Source organism: Methylomonas sp. HYX-M1 (genome assembly GCF_040741385.1).
GTDB lineage: Bacteria > Pseudomonadota > Gammaproteobacteria > Methylococcales > Methylomonadaceae > Methylomonas > Methylomonas rhizoryzae.
Map to the genome: position 1 here is coordinate 3,363,207 of NZ_CP160405.1, position 16,725 is coordinate 3,379,931.

At 56.7% G+C, this 16,725-nt stretch carries 15 protein-coding genes; 5 read left to right on the plus strand and 10 right to left on the minus strand.

Annotated elements, in window-relative coordinates:
• Positions 1-49: 49 nt before the first annotated feature.
• Positions 50-898, plus strand: a complete 849-nt coding sequence (locus tag AB0A83_RS15170) for a hypothetical protein (protein ID WP_367154610.1) — start codon at positions 50-52, stop codon at positions 896-898.
• Between the two features lie 538 nt (positions 899-1,436).
• On the opposite strand, the gene AB0A83_RS15175 is transcribed toward AB0A83_RS15170, so the two are convergent.
• The 6 genes from AB0A83_RS15175 to AB0A83_RS15200 are packed head-to-tail and all read right to left on the minus strand — an operon-like array spanning position 1,437 to position 8,976.
• Positions 1,437-2,483 (minus strand): formylglycine-generating enzyme family protein, encoded by a 1,047-nt coding sequence (locus tag AB0A83_RS15175; RefSeq protein ID WP_367154611.1) that lies wholly within the window; start codon positions 2,481-2,483, stop codon positions 1,437-1,439.
• A complete protein-coding gene (locus AB0A83_RS15180; protein ID WP_367154612.1) occupies positions 2,480-2,659 on the minus strand; it encodes a hypothetical protein in 180 nt (59 codons plus the stop codon). The genes AB0A83_RS15175 and AB0A83_RS15180 overlap by 4 nt, the downstream gene beginning before the upstream one ends.
• 46 nt (positions 2,660-2,705) lie before the next feature.
• Positions 2,706-5,936, minus strand: a complete 3,231-nt coding sequence (locus AB0A83_RS15185; protein WP_367154613.1) for an SUMF1/EgtB/PvdO family nonheme iron enzyme — start codon at positions 5,934-5,936, stop codon at positions 2,706-2,708.
• Between the two features lie 20 nt (positions 5,937-5,956).
• Positions 5,957-7,042: an AAA family ATPase gene (locus AB0A83_RS15190; protein WP_367154614.1), complete on the minus strand. Its 1,086-nt coding sequence runs from the start codon at positions 7,040-7,042 to the stop codon at positions 5,957-5,959.
• Between the two features lie 2 nt (positions 7,043-7,044).
• On the minus strand, positions 7,045-8,616 hold the full coding sequence (locus AB0A83_RS15195) for a trypsin-like peptidase domain-containing protein (protein WP_367154615.1): 1,572 nt from the start codon (positions 8,614-8,616) through the stop codon (positions 7,045-7,047).
• A gap of 30 nt (positions 8,617-8,646) precedes the next feature.
• Complete coding sequence (locus AB0A83_RS15200; RefSeq protein WP_150049876.1) at positions 8,647-8,976, minus strand: CU044_2847 family protein; 330 nt, start codon at positions 8,974-8,976, stop codon at positions 8,647-8,649.
• A 318-nt stretch (positions 8,977-9,294) separates the two neighbouring features.
• Between AB0A83_RS15200 and AB0A83_RS15205 the strand changes: the two genes are divergently transcribed.
• Genes AB0A83_RS15205 through AB0A83_RS15215 form a run of 3 tightly spaced genes read left to right on the plus strand, consistent with a single transcriptional unit; the run spans position 9,295 to position 11,313 of the window.
• Positions 9,295-10,215, plus strand: a complete 921-nt coding sequence (locus tag AB0A83_RS15205; protein ID WP_367154616.1) for a TatD family hydrolase — start codon at positions 9,295-9,297, stop codon at positions 10,213-10,215.
• Positions 10,208-10,987, plus strand: a complete 780-nt coding sequence (locus tag AB0A83_RS15210; RefSeq protein ID WP_367154617.1) for a ThiF family adenylyltransferase — start codon at positions 10,208-10,210, stop codon at positions 10,985-10,987. Before AB0A83_RS15205 ends, AB0A83_RS15210 begins: the two co-directional genes overlap by 8 nt.
• Positions 10,984-11,313, plus strand: coding sequence for a hypothetical protein (locus AB0A83_RS15215; RefSeq protein WP_150049880.1), 330 nt, complete (start codon positions 10,984-10,986; stop codon positions 11,311-11,313). The genes AB0A83_RS15210 and AB0A83_RS15215 overlap by 4 nt, the downstream gene beginning before the upstream one ends.
• Positions 11,314-11,316: 3 nt before the next feature.
• Here AB0A83_RS15215 and AB0A83_RS15220 read toward each other — a convergent pair whose 3' ends face one another.
• The 3 genes from AB0A83_RS15220 to AB0A83_RS15230 all read right to left on the minus strand — a co-directional run bounded on the left by AB0A83_RS15220 (position 11,317) and on the right by AB0A83_RS15230 (position 14,367).
• Positions 11,317-11,946: a sulfite oxidase heme-binding subunit YedZ gene (locus AB0A83_RS15220; RefSeq protein ID WP_150049882.1), complete on the minus strand. Its 630-nt coding sequence runs from the start codon at positions 11,944-11,946 to the stop codon at positions 11,317-11,319.
• Between the two features lie 2 nt (positions 11,947-11,948).
• A complete protein-coding gene (msrP, locus tag AB0A83_RS15225; protein WP_150049884.1) occupies positions 11,949-12,875 on the minus strand; it encodes a protein-methionine-sulfoxide reductase catalytic subunit MsrP in 927 nt (308 codons plus the stop codon).
• A 481-nt stretch (positions 12,876-13,356) separates the two neighbouring features.
• Positions 13,357-14,367, minus strand: coding sequence for a hypothetical protein (locus tag AB0A83_RS15230; RefSeq protein WP_367154618.1), 1,011 nt, complete (start codon positions 14,365-14,367; stop codon positions 13,357-13,359).
• 697 nt (positions 14,368-15,064) lie between these two features.
• Here AB0A83_RS15230 and smbP point away from each other — a divergent pair.
• Entirely contained in the window at positions 15,065-15,553 is a 489-nt protein-coding gene (gene smbP, locus AB0A83_RS15235) for a small metal-binding protein SmbP (protein WP_150049888.1), read from the plus strand.
• A 117-nt stretch (positions 15,554-15,670) separates the two neighbouring features.
• On the opposite strand, the gene AB0A83_RS15240 is transcribed toward smbP, so the two are convergent.
• Complete coding sequence (locus AB0A83_RS15240; protein WP_367154619.1) at positions 15,671-16,597, minus strand: DMT family transporter; 927 nt, start codon at positions 16,595-16,597, stop codon at positions 15,671-15,673.
• Positions 16,598-16,725: the final 128 nt, after the last annotated feature.

Consider the following 16,725-nt stretch of genomic DNA (forward strand, 5'->3'; position numbering starts at 1 on the left):
CATCTGCCGCGCTGACCTATAATGAACCGGAATCAAGTCCAATCCAGCCATGCTCCCCCTACTCCCGCAGCAAATCGCCCCGGCCGACGCCCGCCAGCAGGCCTTAACCGAAACGCATCTGACCGGCCGCATCAACGAATTGACCGGCTATTTTCTAGCCTTACGCGCCGACGTAGACCGGAAACTGGCGGCCAAACTGCCGCCCGCCACCGGCAAACCTTACCCCTACGGCCGCTGCGAAGAAATTACCCGCGAAGCGTTTGCCTTATTGACGCAACGCCTGCCACAGGCACAAACCGCAACCGATTTGGCCTTGCGCGACTTCGCCGCTAACGGCGGCATCGTGCGCACGGTGTGGGGCGTGCTGCGCGAGCAATATTTCCAGAACGCGCTGCAATTCGGCAGCCTGTATGTAGACGTGGCTAACGACACCGTAGACCTCGCCAAACCCAAGGTGGAAATTCTGCCCATGGCCGATAGCGGACTGCTGGACGTGCGCGACTTGGCCCACTTTCGGCAAACCGCACAATCTTACTGGGGCGCCGCGTTGTACGCCAACCATCTGCTGCCCAGCTTGGCACCGCTGCTGCCTATCGTTTCGGTCAGCCCCGGCCGGCTCAAACCCGGCCTGCAATCGGCCTGCGACTACATGATCGCCTTGATGTGCCGCGACGAATTTCGCCAAGCCGAAGCTTGGTTGGAGAGCGGCCCGCCGCCGCCCGCGGACATTGCCCGGGCCGTGCTGTCTAAAGCCCCTGCCGACCTGCAAGCTTGGACCGCCGACCCGCGCCAAGAAGCCATCACCGCCTGCCGCCGCGCCCGCAACGCCGGCTGCCATACCGACAGCCAATGGCGAGACGCCCGGGTACTGGATTACCTGCGCGCTCGCCGCCAGTAATAATCTGATTTCAATGCTCCACCTTCGTCACCCCGGTAGTCGCCGCAATCCAATCCAGAACCTCCGTAACCGCGACAGGGATTCGCTTACGCGCCCTACGGGTGCCGGGGTCCAGAAGCCATGAAAGGCTCCATTTCACAGTCAACGCCGTTCACATCCATGTGGCCTGGATTCCGGCAATCCCTGCCGGAATGACGGTGGTAGGCTACGGGCTGGCGAGGAACGGTGATTCTGGTTTTACGCACTTTGCACCCCCACCACCACTCACCGCAACGCAACCGAAAAACACGCCCGATCCTCCGTCACCCCGGCAGGGAATGCCGGGGTCCAGACGCCATGGACGGCTCCATTTCACAGTCAACGCCGTTCACATCCATGTAACCTGGACTCCGGCACCCGTAGAGCGCGTAAGCGAATCCCTGCCGGAACGACGGTGGTTGGCTGCGGGAATGCCGGGGCCAATAGCGTTGCGGCCAAAGTTAAACGCCGGTTGGCTATTCGGGGATGGGAAAAGGGAAAAAGAAAAAAGCAAAAAGGTTTATAGAGTCCTGGCGAGCCGAAAACCGGTGTTGATGTCCGCTACATCGGGCCGGAACCAGTAGCGGATGGCGGAACGCAGGTACGACGGTTCGTCGCTCCACGAGCCGCCGCGCAGCGCCCGCTTTTCGCACTGGTCCTCCGGCTTCGCGCGACCGTCGCTGTCTCCGCCTTGGTAATCGTCGTGGTAACAATCCTGTACCCATTCCCAAGCGTTGCCGGCCGTATCGTACAGACCGAACCCATTGGGCTGGAAACGGCCAACCGGCGCGGTAAACGCGTAGCCGTCGCTGCAAGCGGCAAACGTCCAGTTTTTGCCGATGAACTCGCTATCGGTTTGTTTGGCGGTTTGATCCGCGCCGTTGGCAAAACCGCATGGCTCGGCAGCGCCCCAAAAATACGCGGTTTGCGTGCCGGCCCGCGCCGCGTATTCCCATTCCGCTTCGCTGGGCAGGCGGTAGGTGCCGGCCGGCAGGCCCAAATCGGTATTCAACCACTGGATATATGCCTGAGCGTCGTCCCAACTGACGCACACCACCGGATGACTGTCGTCGTAAGGTTTAAAGCCCGGATTGCGCCAGTTCAAATTCTTGTCCTGTTTCGCCTTGTTGGCGGCGACATTCCAGCGGTAGCAGCCTTCACCCTTCTCGGCACTAGTCGGGTAACCCGTCGCTGCGACGAAGCGCTTGAATTCGCCGACCGTCACTTCACAGCGGCCGATTGCGTACGGAATTTTGATTGTTACCGAATGCCGGGTTTCGTCGCTATAGTGCCCGGCTTCGTCGTTAGGTGAACCCATGTCAAAAGTTCCACCGGCGATCAACACCATCTCCGGCCCGGCATCGGCCTGATTAACACACTTGGGCATTTCGGCGGATTTTTCCGGCGGTTGGCCGGCATCGGCGGCCGGCAAAGTTTGTGGCAACTTGTCGGCCCCGACCGGCAGCGCCGCCAGCAAGGCCGCGCAAAAAAATGCGCCGGCGGCGGTGAATTTGCCGGCAAGTAGCGGATGACCGCAAGCGGAGCGAATACGGATCATTCGCCTCATTGGCCCGGTTCCCGCCGTAGCCGCACCTCCATCAACAGCACTTCCAATTTCTCGCCCAAAGTAAAGCGGCGGGCGCGCGGGTATTGATCCAGCTGCGGGATGATCCAGGCCAGCAGTTGATGGCAGTCGTGCACCGCGACCGGGGTGGTATTTGCCGCATACGCTTTGTTGGTCATCGCTTACCTCCAATTCGGAAAAGGGAAAAAGCCCAGAGTAAACAGTTTAACGGGTCCTGGCGAGCCGAAAACCGGTGAAGTCGAGCGCAGCAACGGGCCGGAACCCGTCGCGGTTGGCGGAACGCAGGATCGACGGTTTGATGAACCACGAGCCGCCGCGCAGCGCCCGCGTTTCGCACTTGTTCTTTTCCCAGGCGCGACCGTCGGCTGGCGCGCCTTGATAATTATCGTGGTAACAATCCTGTACCCATTCCCAGACATTGCCGGACATATCGTACAGTTTGAAGTTATTGGCTTTAAAGCTTTTAACCGGTGCAGTGTAGGCGTAACCGTCCGCGCAATCGGCGTAGGTCCAGCTGTCGCCGTAGGACCAATCTTTATCCTTTTTCAAGCTTTGATCGGCGCCGTTGGCGTAATCGCACTGTTTGGCATTGCCCCAATAGTACGCGGTTTGGCTGCCGGCCCGGGCCGCGTATTCCCATTCCGCCTCGCTGGGCAGGCGGTAGGCGGCGTCGCCGCTTAAGTTCAAACGTTTATTCAGCCAAGCGATGTAGCTTTGCGCATCGTCCCAATTGACGTTGATGACCGGGCGGTTGCCGCTGCCCCAGCCGTGGTCTTCGACCTGCCGGCAAGCCTTGGCTTGCACACAGCGCTCCCACTCATTGAAGGTCAGTTCGGCTTCGGCCAATTGGAAGGCGGCGAGCTTGACCTCGTGCTGCGGGCCTTCGTCTGCGTCTCTGCCGGGTTCGCTATCCGGCGAACCCATCGTAAATTGACCGGCCGGGATAGGCACCAGGTTCGGCAGAATCGGCTCGACCGACCGGTCTATGTTCGGGTCCGGGCGCTTGAGTTGGATTTCGCTAGGCGCGGGCTGCCAATCCAGCTGCGCCGGATAAGCCGTGGCGGCCCGGTTTTGCGGGCGCGGATCGCGGAATAGTTGGCCTGTTTGCGGCAGCGCCGCCAGATAAACGGCGGCTTGTGCGGTTTCCGCACCGAACGGAAATTCGCCGCCCCAAGTCATCTGTTGAACCACGTCGCGCAACTCGGTTTGCCGCGGCGCCGGGGCGTCGAGACGGCTTTCGGTTACGCTGTCGTCGGCGATTTTGGCAACTTTATAACCCATCGCCGCCAGGCCGTAGCCCAAGGCCTCGGCAGCGGCCAATGCGGAAGAATGGTGGACGATGGTGACCAGCTGATCGGCATTCTCAGCCTGGTGCGCGGCCAGCTGCTGCCGGCCCCACCAGGCGCGGCCGTAGAGATCCCAACCGCCGGCCACCATACCGGCGTATATCGCCGCCAAGGCCAGCAGCGCCAAGCGCTGCGGCCAGGCGCCGAGCAGCCATTCCGGCAAGGCGGTCAACAGCCGGCGCGGCAGCATTTTTTGCAGCCACTGCCAGCGCGGCAGCAGCAGGATTTCGGCATAGACGCCGTCGCGCCACGGGCTGCGGTAACCGCCGCGGCTTGCCCAGAACTGCAGCCACAACCGCCAGACCGCCGGCGGCTTATGCAAGTGCAGTTGCACCACGTGGCCGGGGCGTTTTTTGCGGTCGAACAAGGTGCGGAAAAAGTCCTGCGCCAAGCGTCGGTCTTCGGCGCTCATTTGCGCCAACAAGGCCTGCCGCAACCAGCGCGGCAACCAACCTTGCCGGCACCACGGCAAGCCGAGCACGGTGAGCAAATCGGCCGGTTTGAAGCTTTTACCGACGCCGGCAGCGGCGGCGTAATCGTACAAGGCCCGGCTCAAGTCGCCGTGCAGGCCCGGATAGACGGCCAACAGGCTCAGCAGTCCCACAACGCCCTTGCCGTAGCTGTTTTCAATCCAGTCCAGGGCTAGCTGCGGATCGTCCGGCGGCAGATTGCCCAGCCAGTCGCGGCGAAATTTTGCGGGATCGGTATCGGCCTGCTGCCGCTCCGGTTTGACGTCGGCGGCAAAATCCAGCAGCGGGCTCAAGTCGGCCAGCCGGTCGACCACGCTGTAGCGGTATTTCGCCCGTTGCAGACATTCAAGCTGGCGGCGGTTCGGCGGCGTGGTCAGCGCCAGCCGGTATTCCGGTACGGTCTTAAAGGCTTGCAGCCAGCTTTGCGGTTCGCCGGTCAGCCGGTAAAACAACACTTCGTGCTCGACCACCAGCAACACCCGGCTGCCGGGGTGCAGCCACAACACTTCGGCCAAGGCTTGCGGCCGGGCGTTTTCGCGGTGCTGCGGCCATAGCCACTGCGGATGACGGTCGAAATGGTAGCGATGCACGCGGATTTGCGCTTGTTTCAGGCTGTCCAGCAATTCGGCCAGCAGCCAGGCGCTTTGGTCGTCGCGATGGCGGCGGTCGGCGATCAGCACGAAGTCGGTTTGGCGCTGGCGCTGGCGGTAGCGCAGTTGCGGATAGCCGCCGGATCGGGCGATGGCCCGCACGGTTTGTTGCCAATCGATGCGCCGCTCGCCGCTGGCGGCAAAGCGCAAGCGGCCGAACAACTGTTTGGCGCCGGCGCCCAGCAGCGGCGCCAACGAGGCCTTGGGCGCCCGCAAGCGCAGGTCTTCGCCGGCCTCGCCCAAGCCGCGCCGAAACTGCACCCGCCGCTTGCGCCACAACCAGATCAGCGGCAAGCCGAACAGCGCGGCCGCGATGCCGGCCAGCCAGTATTCGGCGCTGCGTAAATCTTGCGGATCGACAGTGTAAAGCGGCGGCAACTGGCGGAGCGGCATTTGGGTTAGATACGGCCGTGCTGGGGCGGTTTGGGTTGTCTGGCGCTCGGCTTGCCCTGCGGTGTCCGGCTGGACGATCGTGGTTGGCCAGTTGCTGACCTTTTCGACCGATTGCAGCGGAAAAAACTGCGGATACAGCAAGCCGGCCAGCACGATCAATAACACGGCTAAAACCCACAATTGCCGACGCTGCTTGCGCCGCCGGCGCAATTCGGCGGCGGTTAGGCCGCTGCGCTGTTCCTCCAGTAATGTTTCGGCTTCGCGCCGGATGGCCGGGTTTGCCGGTTGCGTCGCCGGGGCCTGATCGTCGCCCGGCTCGCGCCAATGTCCGGCCCAAACGGCCATAAATTGTTGTTGCTGGTCCGGATCGCGGCACAATAGCGGGCGGATACGCAAGCCGTAAGTCTCTAAATCAACTGGTAAGTCGTCTTGCTGGCGCCAGACGGCGAACAAATAGTGCAGGTCGCGCTGTTGTTGGGGCTTGACGGTTTGACCGCTGCGGGCTTGCCATACGGCTAGAAAAGCCGGCAGGCCGTTGACCAAGGTTTCCCACAGCGCGAGATTAGGCGACGACAAGGCTTAGGCCCGAGACGGTTTTAGTTAGCGTTGCCTTGCCACACTTTCATCAACTCGTCGAAGCGGGCCGCATCGTCTTTGTGTTTGAGCAGGCTGGATTTAGCCAGGGTTTGCCACAATTTTGTTTCTTGGCTTTTTTGGGTCGCGCCGGCACCGTGATGGTCGAGAATCAGCAACCAGTTCAGCAGTTCGGCGGTCGACGGCGGCTTTTCCAGGCTGACGCGCTCGGCGTCTTTCAAAAATTGGAAAAAAGCGATGCTATGGTGACGGGCTTCCGGGCTTAAGGTGACTGCTTGTGGGTGTGTCGAGTTATCCAGACGCTTGTCTACGATGCTCTTCAATTGATCGGGGTTGGGCGGCTGCATGTGGTAATACACGCAACGGCGTAGAAACGGCTCCGGCAAACCTTTTTCCGAATTGCTGGTAATGACGATTTGCGGGCGGAATTTGGCCTCGTCCTTGTCCGGACGCTTGCTATCGGCATAGATCGAGAATACTTGGTCGCCCAGCTCCGGTACCTTGAATTGCAGGCGGCGCACTTCTTCCAGCATGTCGTTGCAAAAATCGGACGGGGCCTTGTCGATTTCGTCGATCAACACCACCGACGGCTGGCGCGGCAACGGCTCGGTCAAGCCCGGCCAGGCGTGTTTGTCCAGTTGCAAGACTTGCAGGGTGGATAAGGGCATCGCCCGCAAAATCGCCAGACCCAGGCCTTCAAAATTCAAGAACCGGCGCACGTCGATGTCGGCGTCCGTGTCTTTTTTCGCCTGCGCCGCGTGCAAGCGGCGCAGATGGTCGATGCTGTAAAACAAATCCTGCGCGCTGCTAGTGGACTTGACCGCAAATTCAATGGTTTGACAGCCCAACTCGTAAGCGATGCGATGGGCCAATTGGGTTTTGCCGACGCCCGGCTCGCCGGTTAGCAGCAAAGGCATGCCAAGCAGCAAGGCGGTGTTGACCGCTTCGACCAAGCCTTGATCGGCTAAGTGATAGTCTGCGGGATCGTCCAACGGCGCCAACGGACGGGGCAGCAGCCGTTGCCAATTGCTGTCCGGTGTCTGTTCGATCGGGCCTTGGCCGGTGAATTTAAAATTATGCGTCGTCATTATTATTTATTTTGATTATTCGGCAAGTTATTTGTAACAATATCTTCGGCGTGTCCTAGAAAACTATTGAACGATTGCAAATATAAACCATTCGGCATAAATTTTTGCCCAAAACACGTGTTGAAGCGATTGATTCCCGCCACCAAAATCTGTTTGCTACATCGGGAATCAAAATAATCGACTAATAAGTTATGCGCCATGCCGAACCAATTATTATATAGATCAGCGGAAATTTTATCCAAATTGAAACAAACGCCATCTTCTACAAGGATAGATTCGTTATTTTCGGCTTTTATAAAAAATATTATCGCTAATACGCCATCGAATTCTCGCTTGGACCCTGCGGTTTTAGCAGCGGCGGCCAGCTTATCCGAAAACTCGTTTATCCAGGCCGTTCGCGTTTTTAGTTGTTTTTCTTTTTTCTGATTTTTATTAATTAAAAACCATTTGTTATTTTGAACACTGGGTATTGAGATAAGATGATACAAAACCGTGTGATTTAGCTTGCCCGGTGTAAAAATTTCTTCGCACAACCTATCGAAATTTTTATTAGCATCGTAATCTTTTTTCATCAACCTATAGACTTCTTCCACGTAAAGTTGAAAGAACTCCTGCTTGTTTCTAGCTTGCCAGAAATCGATTTCTAAACAATTAACATCGAACAGCTCAGCCTCATTTATTTTCTTCAAACAATCAAGTCGCTCCGCATTCGCCGCCAACCTAATCGCCAAGACTTCGCAGAATTTACTCGGGTTGTCGCTAGCGTCCGAGTAACGGCAGATGCAGGCCTTGACCGCTAGCTTTTGCTTGATAAAGACAGAAAGCAAGTGAGTATAGGCGGCCGCCGGACGCTCAATGTAATCGGCAAGCTTTTGTATTTGCGAAAATATGTCGTCGAGAGACGGATTATTAAAAGAAGTTTGACGTTGCGTTAATCCGCTTAATTGATTTTCCAGCTCACGGTCTTTTAAGGTCTCGTTTATAGCCCGCAACCAATCGAAACAGTAAAATAACGGTATGAATCTGGATTCATTCATTTGTTGGTCGCTGTCTATGACTACACCGATTGCGACTTCTTTTCCGTTTTTTACCGTCGTAGCCGCTCCGCCGCTGGAACCGGGTTTGGCCAAATGAGCAATGAGATACGCATCGTATTTTTCGTCGAGCGTGGATGAGTTCTTGATATTTCCAGTCAGTTTGAAAACAGTTTTGTCGTCTTTATCCACACCGCAGTATTTAACCTCCAGGCCATTTTTATAATGGTCACGACCGAAATCCATTCTGCAATATGCCTGTAGCGGCTTTGGACTATTCAAACAAATTGCCGCCACGTCCAAATCGCCGAATAAAAATAGATTTTCGTCAACAATAGGCTGCAACGGAATCCGTTTGTCTTCCCCCTTAACCATGCCGATATAAAGTACGTAGTAGTTTTCACCCTGTTGCAGCAAATTGTGCCTAGCGGTGAGGATTAATTGCCGGGAAATAAAGAATCCGCTACCGATGAAACCATCGGCGGAATTGGCGTCGCGGTAGATGCTGACTATGGCTAGTTCTGGATCGTCGGCTGTCATGGAGCTAGTCTTTGGGAAAAAGCCGAGGAGTTACTTGTTTACCCACTTCGCCGTGACTTTCACGGCACCGTTGGCTTCGCCTTGAGTGACGAAGGGTACGCCGGCGCTGCCCTTGAAACCCATGTTGATTTCCAAAGTCCATTCGCTGGGCTTGCTGTCGGCTAATGCCTGCTGCATGGTGGCGCAGAGGCCTTTAACGGTGCTCAGCACTTTAGTCCCGGCATCCTGAATGTCATCCAACGCGTTAACCGGTTTAAAACGACTTTGCTCGCCGGGATCTTGCCCGTGTTGCTCGACTTCGGCCACTTCGATGTAAATGACTTGGTCGCCGAATTTTAGCGGTTGGATAGTGCGCGACATGTTTAAACTCCGGGTTTGTTGTGTTTTTATTTTCGCAAAAAAGAAGCGCTTCGACCGAAGGGAAGTCTAACGTAACGAATCATCGCCGCTAGCGGTATTATTTTCAAGCTTTGACGCTTGGTCAGCGTTAGCGCAACTTGCGGCCGGCATTGCCATCCGTAGTTCCCGGATTCCGGCAGTCCCTGCCGGAATGACGGATATATGCCGCGCTTACCGATAGGCGCGGTTTGGTTCACTACTCTATGCCGAAGTTGACAGACGGCGGGTTCGGTTTCTACAGTGCCGCCCATCGACCCGAAATTGTATTGCCAGCCGATAATGACTTCCGCCATCGCCGACGACGTTTTAATCGACGTGCACTGCCACCGCGCCTCGGCGCAGGGGGTGGCGATTGTCAGCGTGGATATGTCCGGCGCGGCCGGATGGGCATTATATTCGGACGGCGACGCGGCGCTTAGTCCGGCCCCGTTAATCTTCGAGATGCCGTCAGGTGCGAGCGGCTCTAAGCCCGACGCGGTGCGTCCTTCGACAAATTCAGGACGACCGGTTTTCGAAGATCGGGCCGATAACGGCCGCTATTTCAGCCTGGGGATGCACCCTTGGTTTATAGAGCGGCAAGCGCAGGAGATAGCTTTTAGCCGGCTGGAACGGCTGGCCGCGCATCCCAAGGTGCTGGCGATAGGCGAATGCGGCTTGGATAAGTGCATAGCCACGCCGCCGGCCAGACAGGCCGAGGTGTTCAGCCGGCACATCGAATTGTCGGAAGCGGTCGGCAAACCATTGATTATTCATTGCGTCAGGGCATTCGCCGAACTGCTGCAATTGAAAAAGCGCTTTGCCCCTCGCCAAGCCTGGATCGTGCATGGCTTTACCGGCAAGCCGGTGTTGGCGAAACAATTGCTGCAACACGGCTGCTATTTGTCGTTCGGTAAAGCGATATTGTTAACCCGGCCTTTTCATCCCGAGCCTGTCGAAAGTAGTACCGACCCGGGCTTGGATACGCTTAGCTCAAACGGAATACCCCTGATCGATAGCACCGATTCATTAAAGTCCGCTTCGCAAGCCGCCGAAGCGTTGAAAATCGTGCCGCCGGACCGGCTGTTTCTGGAGACCGACGCTGCAATAGACGTTTCGATTGGCGAAATCTATGCGGCAGCGGCTAAAATTCTGGGTTTGGATCTCGCCGAGCTGGAACGGCGAATCGCGAGTAATTTCAACCGGGTATTTCCACATGACTGATTTAGGCTGGCTGTCGCGCACCGAACTGTTGATCGGCAAGGACAAACTGGACGCGTTGCAGAACGCGCACGTGTTGGTGGTGGGGATGGGCGGGGTCGGCTCTTACGCGGCGGAATTCGTATGCCGGGCCGGGGTCGGCCATATGACTATCGTCGACGGCGACGTGGTGGAAGCCAGCAACCGCAACCGGCAGTTGCCGGCCTTGGCCACCACCCACGGACTAGCCAAGGCCGACGTGATGGGCGCCCGCTTGCTGGAAATCAATCCCGAGTTGCAACTGAGCATCAAGCACGAATTCATCACCCCGGACAGCGCGGCGGCCTTATTGGACGAAACCCGTTTCGATTACGTGATCGACGCCATCGACAGCCTGACGCCGAAGATTCATTTGATCCGGGCCGCCAAGACGCGCAAATTGAAAATCGTCAGCTCGATGGGGGCCGGCGGCAAGATGGACCCGACCCGCTTGCAGGTGGTGGATATTTCCAAAACCTACAACTGCCCGTTCGCCCAGTTCATCCGCATTCGGCTGCGCAAACACGGCATCAGCCGCGGGGTGAAGGTGGTGTTTTCCCCTGAGGTGGTGAACAAGGATTCGTTGATGTTTACCGACGGCGCCAAGTACAAGAAATCCGCCTACGGCACCATTTCCTACCTGCCGGCCGCGTTCGGCGGGGTGTGCGCCTCGGTGGCAATCCGCCAGTTGATTGCAGCCGCTCACAAGCCAGCCGCCGCGATTTCCGAAACCTCCGAGTTGGAAACCGGCGCATGAAACCGACCGATAACGGCGCTCACGGCCCCAAACAATTGAATTTGGTCAACAGCAGCCGCTTGCAACAGCTGGTAAAACGCCCCGATGCCGAACCGTCCGGCGACCATCCGGCGGCCTGTGCGCCGAAACCCGGCGTGAAAGCGGACCCAAACCAGCGCTTGCGGCAATTGGCCGACCAGCGGCTGGCGCAAATCCTGGCCGAGCTACCGGCCGGCCGGCAGCACAGTCTGTTCAAAATTCGCTACGGATTCAGCGTCGAGGAATTCGAACGCTTGCCGCCGGAACAGATGGCGAAAATCCTGAAGCTGATTCCCGGCAAACGCTAGCCGTCACTGCGCGGTTTTCAGGCGCAATCGAATCCGCAGGTGCCGATGCGCCCAGCGAATCAATAACAAAGCCAAAAAGACCGCGGCAAATGCCAGCGGCCGGCTCAGGTCTTTTTTCACCAGCCAGGCAAAATGCACCACCCCGCCCAGCGCAATGTAGTACACCAGCGTGTGCAAAGCTTGCCAGCGTTTGCCGCCTAAGCGGCGCAGCATATTGTCAGTCGAGGTGACGGCCAAAGGTATCAGCAACAAAAATGCACTGAAGCCTATGCTGATGTAGGGCCGCTTGAGAATGTCTTCGCCTATCGCTTGCCAATCGAAGAATTGGTCCAATACCAGATAGATCAGAAAATGCAGGCTGGCGTAAAAGAACGCGAACAAACCCAGCATGCGACGCAGCCGCACCGGCCAATACCAGCCGAACAGCAAGCGCAGCGGCGTGGCCGACAGGGTCAGCATTAAAAATGTTAATGTCCAATAGCCGGTATCGTGGGTAATGCGTTCGATGGGATTGGCGCCCAGTGCGTCTGTCAGCCCGCCCCCAATCAACTTGGCCAAAGGCAGTAACGCCGCTACGAAAACGCCGATTTTTAGCCACGCCAACCGGCGCGCGGACAAGGATGGGGTTTTCATGCTTAAAAATATCGACGCAAATCCATACCCGCATACAACCCGGCCACTTGTTCCGCATAGCCGTTGAACATCAAGGTCGGCCGTTTTAAAAAGTCGCCGATGCGGCGCTCCTTGGCTTGACTCCAGCGCGGGTGGTCCACTTCCGGATTGACGTTGGCGTAAAACCCGTATTCGTCCGGTCCGGCCCGCATCCACGAGGTGACCGGCATGTGCTCGGTCAAGCGGATTTTGACGATAGCTTTTGCACTTTTGAAGCCGTATTTCCACGGAATCACCATCCGTACCGGCGCGCCGTTCTGGTTGGGCAATAGTTCGCCGTACAGGCCGAAGGTCAGTAAAGCCAAAGGATGCATGGCTTCGTCCAGGCGCAAACCTTCCCGGTACGGCCAATCCAACACCGAGCTGCGCTGCCCCGGCATTTGCTGGGTATCGTGCAAAGAGACGAACTCGACGAATTTGGCCTTGCCGGTGGGCTCGACCTGTTTCAGCAATTCGGCCAGCGGATAGCCTATCCACGGTATCACCATGGACCAGGCTTCGACGCAGCGCAGGCGATAGATGCGCTCTTCCAGCGGCGCCAATTTCAGCAATTGGTCGATATCGAAGGTCTTCGGCTTATGCACTTCGCCTTCCACGCTGACCGTCCACGGCCGGGTGCGCAGACTATGGGCATTGCGGGCCGGGTCTTCCTTGCCGGTGCCGAATTCGTAGAAATTGTTGTAGCCGGTGACGGCTTTGTATGGGGTGGGTTCATCGCTCAAGCCGTAGGCCGAAGAGGTAGAGAATGCCAATTTTTCGGCGGCCAACAAGGTCGCCGGCCACCAGGCGGCCAAACTTGCACCGGCCGCCATTTTCAACAAGCGGCGGCGCTGGTCGAACAACTGACGCGGCGTAATGTCGGCGTGGCTTAGGGATAGTCGGTTTTTCATGCTTGTTCCTCTTATCGAAATCGGTACCGGGACGCGCAATCGGCGAACACCGGAATTAGTCAATCGAACGGATTGCCTTAAGGTTCAGGCAATTGGGATTATCCGCGACGCAATCCGTTCAGTGCAGATCGTACAAAATCTGCCGAATTCGATAGGGCAGTTTGCATGCCAACCGGCAAACCGCTCAAATAATTCAAATATTTTCAATAAGTTAGATAAAATAACGACAGTTTGCACCCTGCGCCGTTGAGCGTACAACCGCAAAATATTGAGGCTGAGCCGCAGATAGTGGCGGCTGAGCGCGGTGGGATGCAAGGCCCAAACGACCGTTGCCGCCCCTCTGCAGGCGGCTCGGTGCGGATAGTTACTATGAAAATCATGGGGGGAACGACAGATAGCCGCGATTCGCAAGGCCCTCATCGCGACTAGGCGTCGCTCCTACCAACTACCTTTCATTTGCCGGGTCTTCATGATCGTTAGGCTAAGACGCGCTAACCGGCTCAACCAACCCGGTTTCGGCTTGTTGCCAAATCAACACCCATTGCCGGTCGGAATAAACGGCCTGCACGATTCGGCTTGGTCCGCCCAGGGGACTTTGCGCATCCTCGCATGCTTGGTCACTCAGCATTTGCCAGGTCTGGTTCTGGCCGCTTGGGTTGTTGGACATGAATAACGTCCATGTGCCGTGACCGTAGGCTAGATTGTTGATGTAATACCCCTCCGCCCAACCCTGGCGAATTTGCTGTTCGGGAAAGTCGTCGCTCAAGGTCCAGCGTTGCAGCTCGCTACGCTCGGTCGACGTAAATACCAGCAACCATTGGGTTTCGCCGACGGCCAACGCGCTGACCCGGTAACCGTCGTTCCAGGCGTCGCCGATTGCCTTACCCGGAAAGTCGTCGGAAAATTGCAAACGCTGCCAGGTCGGTTGCCCAATTTTGGACAACACGACCAACCATGCCGTCTCGGCATAAGTCACTGCGGAAATATGAAAACCATCGTTCCAGCTTTGTTGAATGAGTTCGGCCGGAAATTCCGTACCTTTGTACCAGCGTTGATCCTGGTAGCCCAGGGCTTCGAAGCTCATAAACCAATGTCCGCCCCCATAGGCGACTTGCCCGACATGCAGCCCTGCTTCCCACGCCTCCCAAATTGCCCGCTCCGGAAATTGGCGGCCGAAATAATAACCTTTGTCGGCAGCCGCAAGCGGCGGTTCCGATGGCAAAGCAGACTGCGGCAGTACATCCGCGGCCTCCGGCTCGGGCGGTAAGTCGCTGCCGGATTCGGCTTGTATCTCGCCAACCGGCATAGGCATTGCCTCCGTGTTTGCCTGCCCGTCCCCTTCTGCAGCCTCCGGGACTTTATCCGAATCCGCAACACTCTGCGGTGCAGCCGGTGCCTTGGGTTCCGCTTCCGGGGCAGGCGATTTCGCCAAATACCAATACGCCGCCAAGCCCACTATTGTGGTTAAAACCAATATAACCTCGATGCTCATAGTTATTCCCGATATTTTTTCTAACAAGTTCAGCACTATTTATGCCGCAACCGATTTGCTCCGGCTATTGCGCCGTCCGGCGTGTCTCCCGGCCGCTCAACGCACCTTTGATGTGCATGCGCACAAGCCTGGCAATTCAATTGCACGCCAAATTTCCGATTGTTCCCGACTATCGAACCTCTTCCGCCTCCCGGCCTCATTGTCCGGCAAAACGCCTCGTAAATACCGAACCGCTAAACACTGGAACGCCGAATAAGCAAAATTATCAGGAACGATTTTTGTATTTGGCAGTCCACCAGCACGTGACCGAATAAGATAGCCGGCATGCATTCGAATATCAGGAGATACAACGAAATCAACGGCCGCCTTTTTCGAGTCATAGTAGCGTTTAAATTTTGAAAACATGATGTCAATGCAAACCGCAAGTAAATTGGCATGGCTAACAACACTTAATTATTGAATTTACCGGGCTACGCTACCTTTTTCGCACTTATTGATTTTTTTTGACTGAATTTAATAGCTGCCGGATATCGAAAATGACAACCGATTTAATTACAGAAACACCGGGAATGGAACTTTAACGATATTCAACTTTGGATTTAGAAACCATCGGCCAAAGTTGAAAATCCCCATCAAGCCTACTCGATCCGGCTTTAACAATAACGCTCTTTCAGAGAGATAAAGCGGGAGAAACACCATGAACACCCACATCAATCCCAAAACAGCCGTCCTGCTAGCCGCTACCTTAGGCCTGATTGTAAGCAGCCCGGCATTCGCCAACCCACCCCATGCCGTCATGGCATTGGAGCATGCGGTTACCGCGCAAGCGCATAACGAACTAGGCCACGGCAACGACGTAAAAAGCCACCTGAGCGAAGCGCTCAAACACGCCGGCGAAAGCGAAAAACAACATGCGGACGCGCACGCCCACACGACTGAAGCCATAAAACACCTGAAAGAAACCGTCAAACACGACGAAATGGCTCACACTCAATCCGGAGTCTACGCGACCGAAACGCTTAGAAGCGCCGAATCCGCCGAGCAAGCCCATGCCTCCGCGCACGCCCACATGAGCGAAGTCGTTAAGCATTTGAAAGAGGCCGAAACCCACAACAATGCCGGCCACAAAGACAAAACCGCCGAACATTTGCAAGAAGCGGTCAAACACATCGAAGAAACCTTGTAAATCCGGAAATCCGATTTACCGTTAACGCCACTCCTCGGTAATCAATTCGCCGGGCCCGGCATACCCGCCGAACCCGGCTTCCTCGCCAAATGTTCGAACGCAGGCGATTTATGCCGGCTACTCGTCGGCGGATTTGCGCGTCAAACTCAAGACACCTGCCAATACCAGGCCCGCACCGACGCTTTGCAACCAGCCCATAGGCTCGTCCAACAAGGCGTATGCCATGATCAAGGTTGCTACCGGCCCGACCGATCCTATCATGGCGGTCCGGCCGGAACCGATCAGACCTATGCTGGCGGATAACATAAACCCGGGCAGCACGGTGGAAAACAGCGCCATCAACACTGCAAGCCGGTGAACCCGAGTCGGAACTTCCAGCAATAGCTGCGGCGGATGCGTCAACACGAATTGCAGTACCGTAGCCACGCAGGCCACCAGCATCGCATACGTGGTAAACCGCGCCGCACCGACGCGCTTGACCAGTTCGCCGGTACCGATCAAATACAGCGAGTAAGTCAAGGTACTGGCAAATACCCAAGCCGCTCCCTGCCATAACCCGGCCGGCTGCATGTCTATTTGCCGCACGAACACCAGTATTATGCCGGCGTAGCTGGTCGCCAACGCAATGAGATGCCGACGCCGCAAAGGCTTACGCAGGAGTATTGCGGATAACAACAGCACCAAAGTCGGGTACAAAAACAAAATCAGGCGCTCCAGCCCGGCCGAGATAAACTGCAATCCGATGAAATCGAACAAACTCGACAGGTAAAATCCCAATAGCCCTAACCCCAGGAGTTTTACATGGTCTGCGGCGCTAATCGGTTCCGCTTGCCGGCGCCAGCCGTACCGCAAGGCGGTTAGCAGGAAAAAGGGGGCTGCGAACAACATTCTCAACGTCAACAGCGTGACGGCGTCGACCGAATCGACATAGCTGAATTTGACCAAGATAGCCTTAGCGGAAAAGCCGATGGCCGCCAGCACGGCCAAACAAACGCCGCAGAGATGTTTATGTTGAGAAATTGCCGAAGATAGAACAGTCGCCACAAGGCCTCCTAAAAAAGAAGCGGACTCGTGACGAGGTGGACAAAGCAACCGCGGCGGAGTCCGCGGTTGCCGAACAATCACAAAACCGGCAGCACCACGGCGGAAACGCTCCACCACAGCCATGCTTG

Excerpts from the sequence above, each read along its gene's own strand:
- AB0A83_RS15170 (WP_367154610.1), top strand. The coding sequence starts at position 50 with ATGCTCCCCCTACTCCCGCAGCAAATCGCCCCGGCCGACGCCCGCCAG.
- AB0A83_RS15175 (WP_367154611.1), bottom strand. The coding sequence starts at position 2,483 with ATGAGGCGAATGATCCGTATTCGCTCCGCTTGCGGTCATCCGCTACTT.
- AB0A83_RS15180 (WP_367154612.1), bottom strand. The coding sequence starts at position 2,659 with ATGACCAACAAAGCGTATGCGGCAAATACCACCCCGGTCGCGGTGCAC.
- AB0A83_RS15190 (WP_367154614.1), bottom strand. The coding sequence starts at position 7,042 with ATGACGACGCATAATTTTAAATTCACCGGCCAAGGCCCGATCGAACAG.
- AB0A83_RS15195 (WP_367154615.1), bottom strand. The coding sequence starts at position 8,616 with ATGACAGCCGACGATCCAGAACTAGCCATAGTCAGCATCTACCGCGAC.
- AB0A83_RS15200 (WP_150049876.1), bottom strand. The coding sequence starts at position 8,976 with ATGTCGCGCACTATCCAACCGCTAAAATTCGGCGACCAAGTCATTTAC.
- AB0A83_RS15205 (WP_367154616.1), top strand. The coding sequence starts at position 9,295 with ATGACTTCCGCCATCGCCGACGACGTTTTAATCGACGTGCACTGCCAC.
- AB0A83_RS15210 (WP_367154617.1), top strand. The coding sequence starts at position 10,208 with ATGACTGATTTAGGCTGGCTGTCGCGCACCGAACTGTTGATCGGCAAG.
- AB0A83_RS15215 (WP_150049880.1), top strand. The coding sequence starts at position 10,984 with ATGAAACCGACCGATAACGGCGCTCACGGCCCCAAACAATTGAATTTG.
- AB0A83_RS15220 (WP_150049882.1), bottom strand. The coding sequence starts at position 11,946 with ATGAAAACCCCATCCTTGTCCGCGCGCCGGTTGGCGTGGCTAAAAATC.
- msrP (WP_150049884.1), bottom strand. The coding sequence starts at position 12,875 with ATGAAAAACCGACTATCCCTAAGCCACGCCGACATTACGCCGCGTCAG.
- AB0A83_RS15230 (WP_367154618.1), bottom strand. The coding sequence starts at position 14,367 with ATGAGCATCGAGGTTATATTGGTTTTAACCACAATAGTGGGCTTGGCG.
- smbP (WP_150049888.1), top strand. The coding sequence starts at position 15,065 with ATGAACACCCACATCAATCCCAAAACAGCCGTCCTGCTAGCCGCTACC.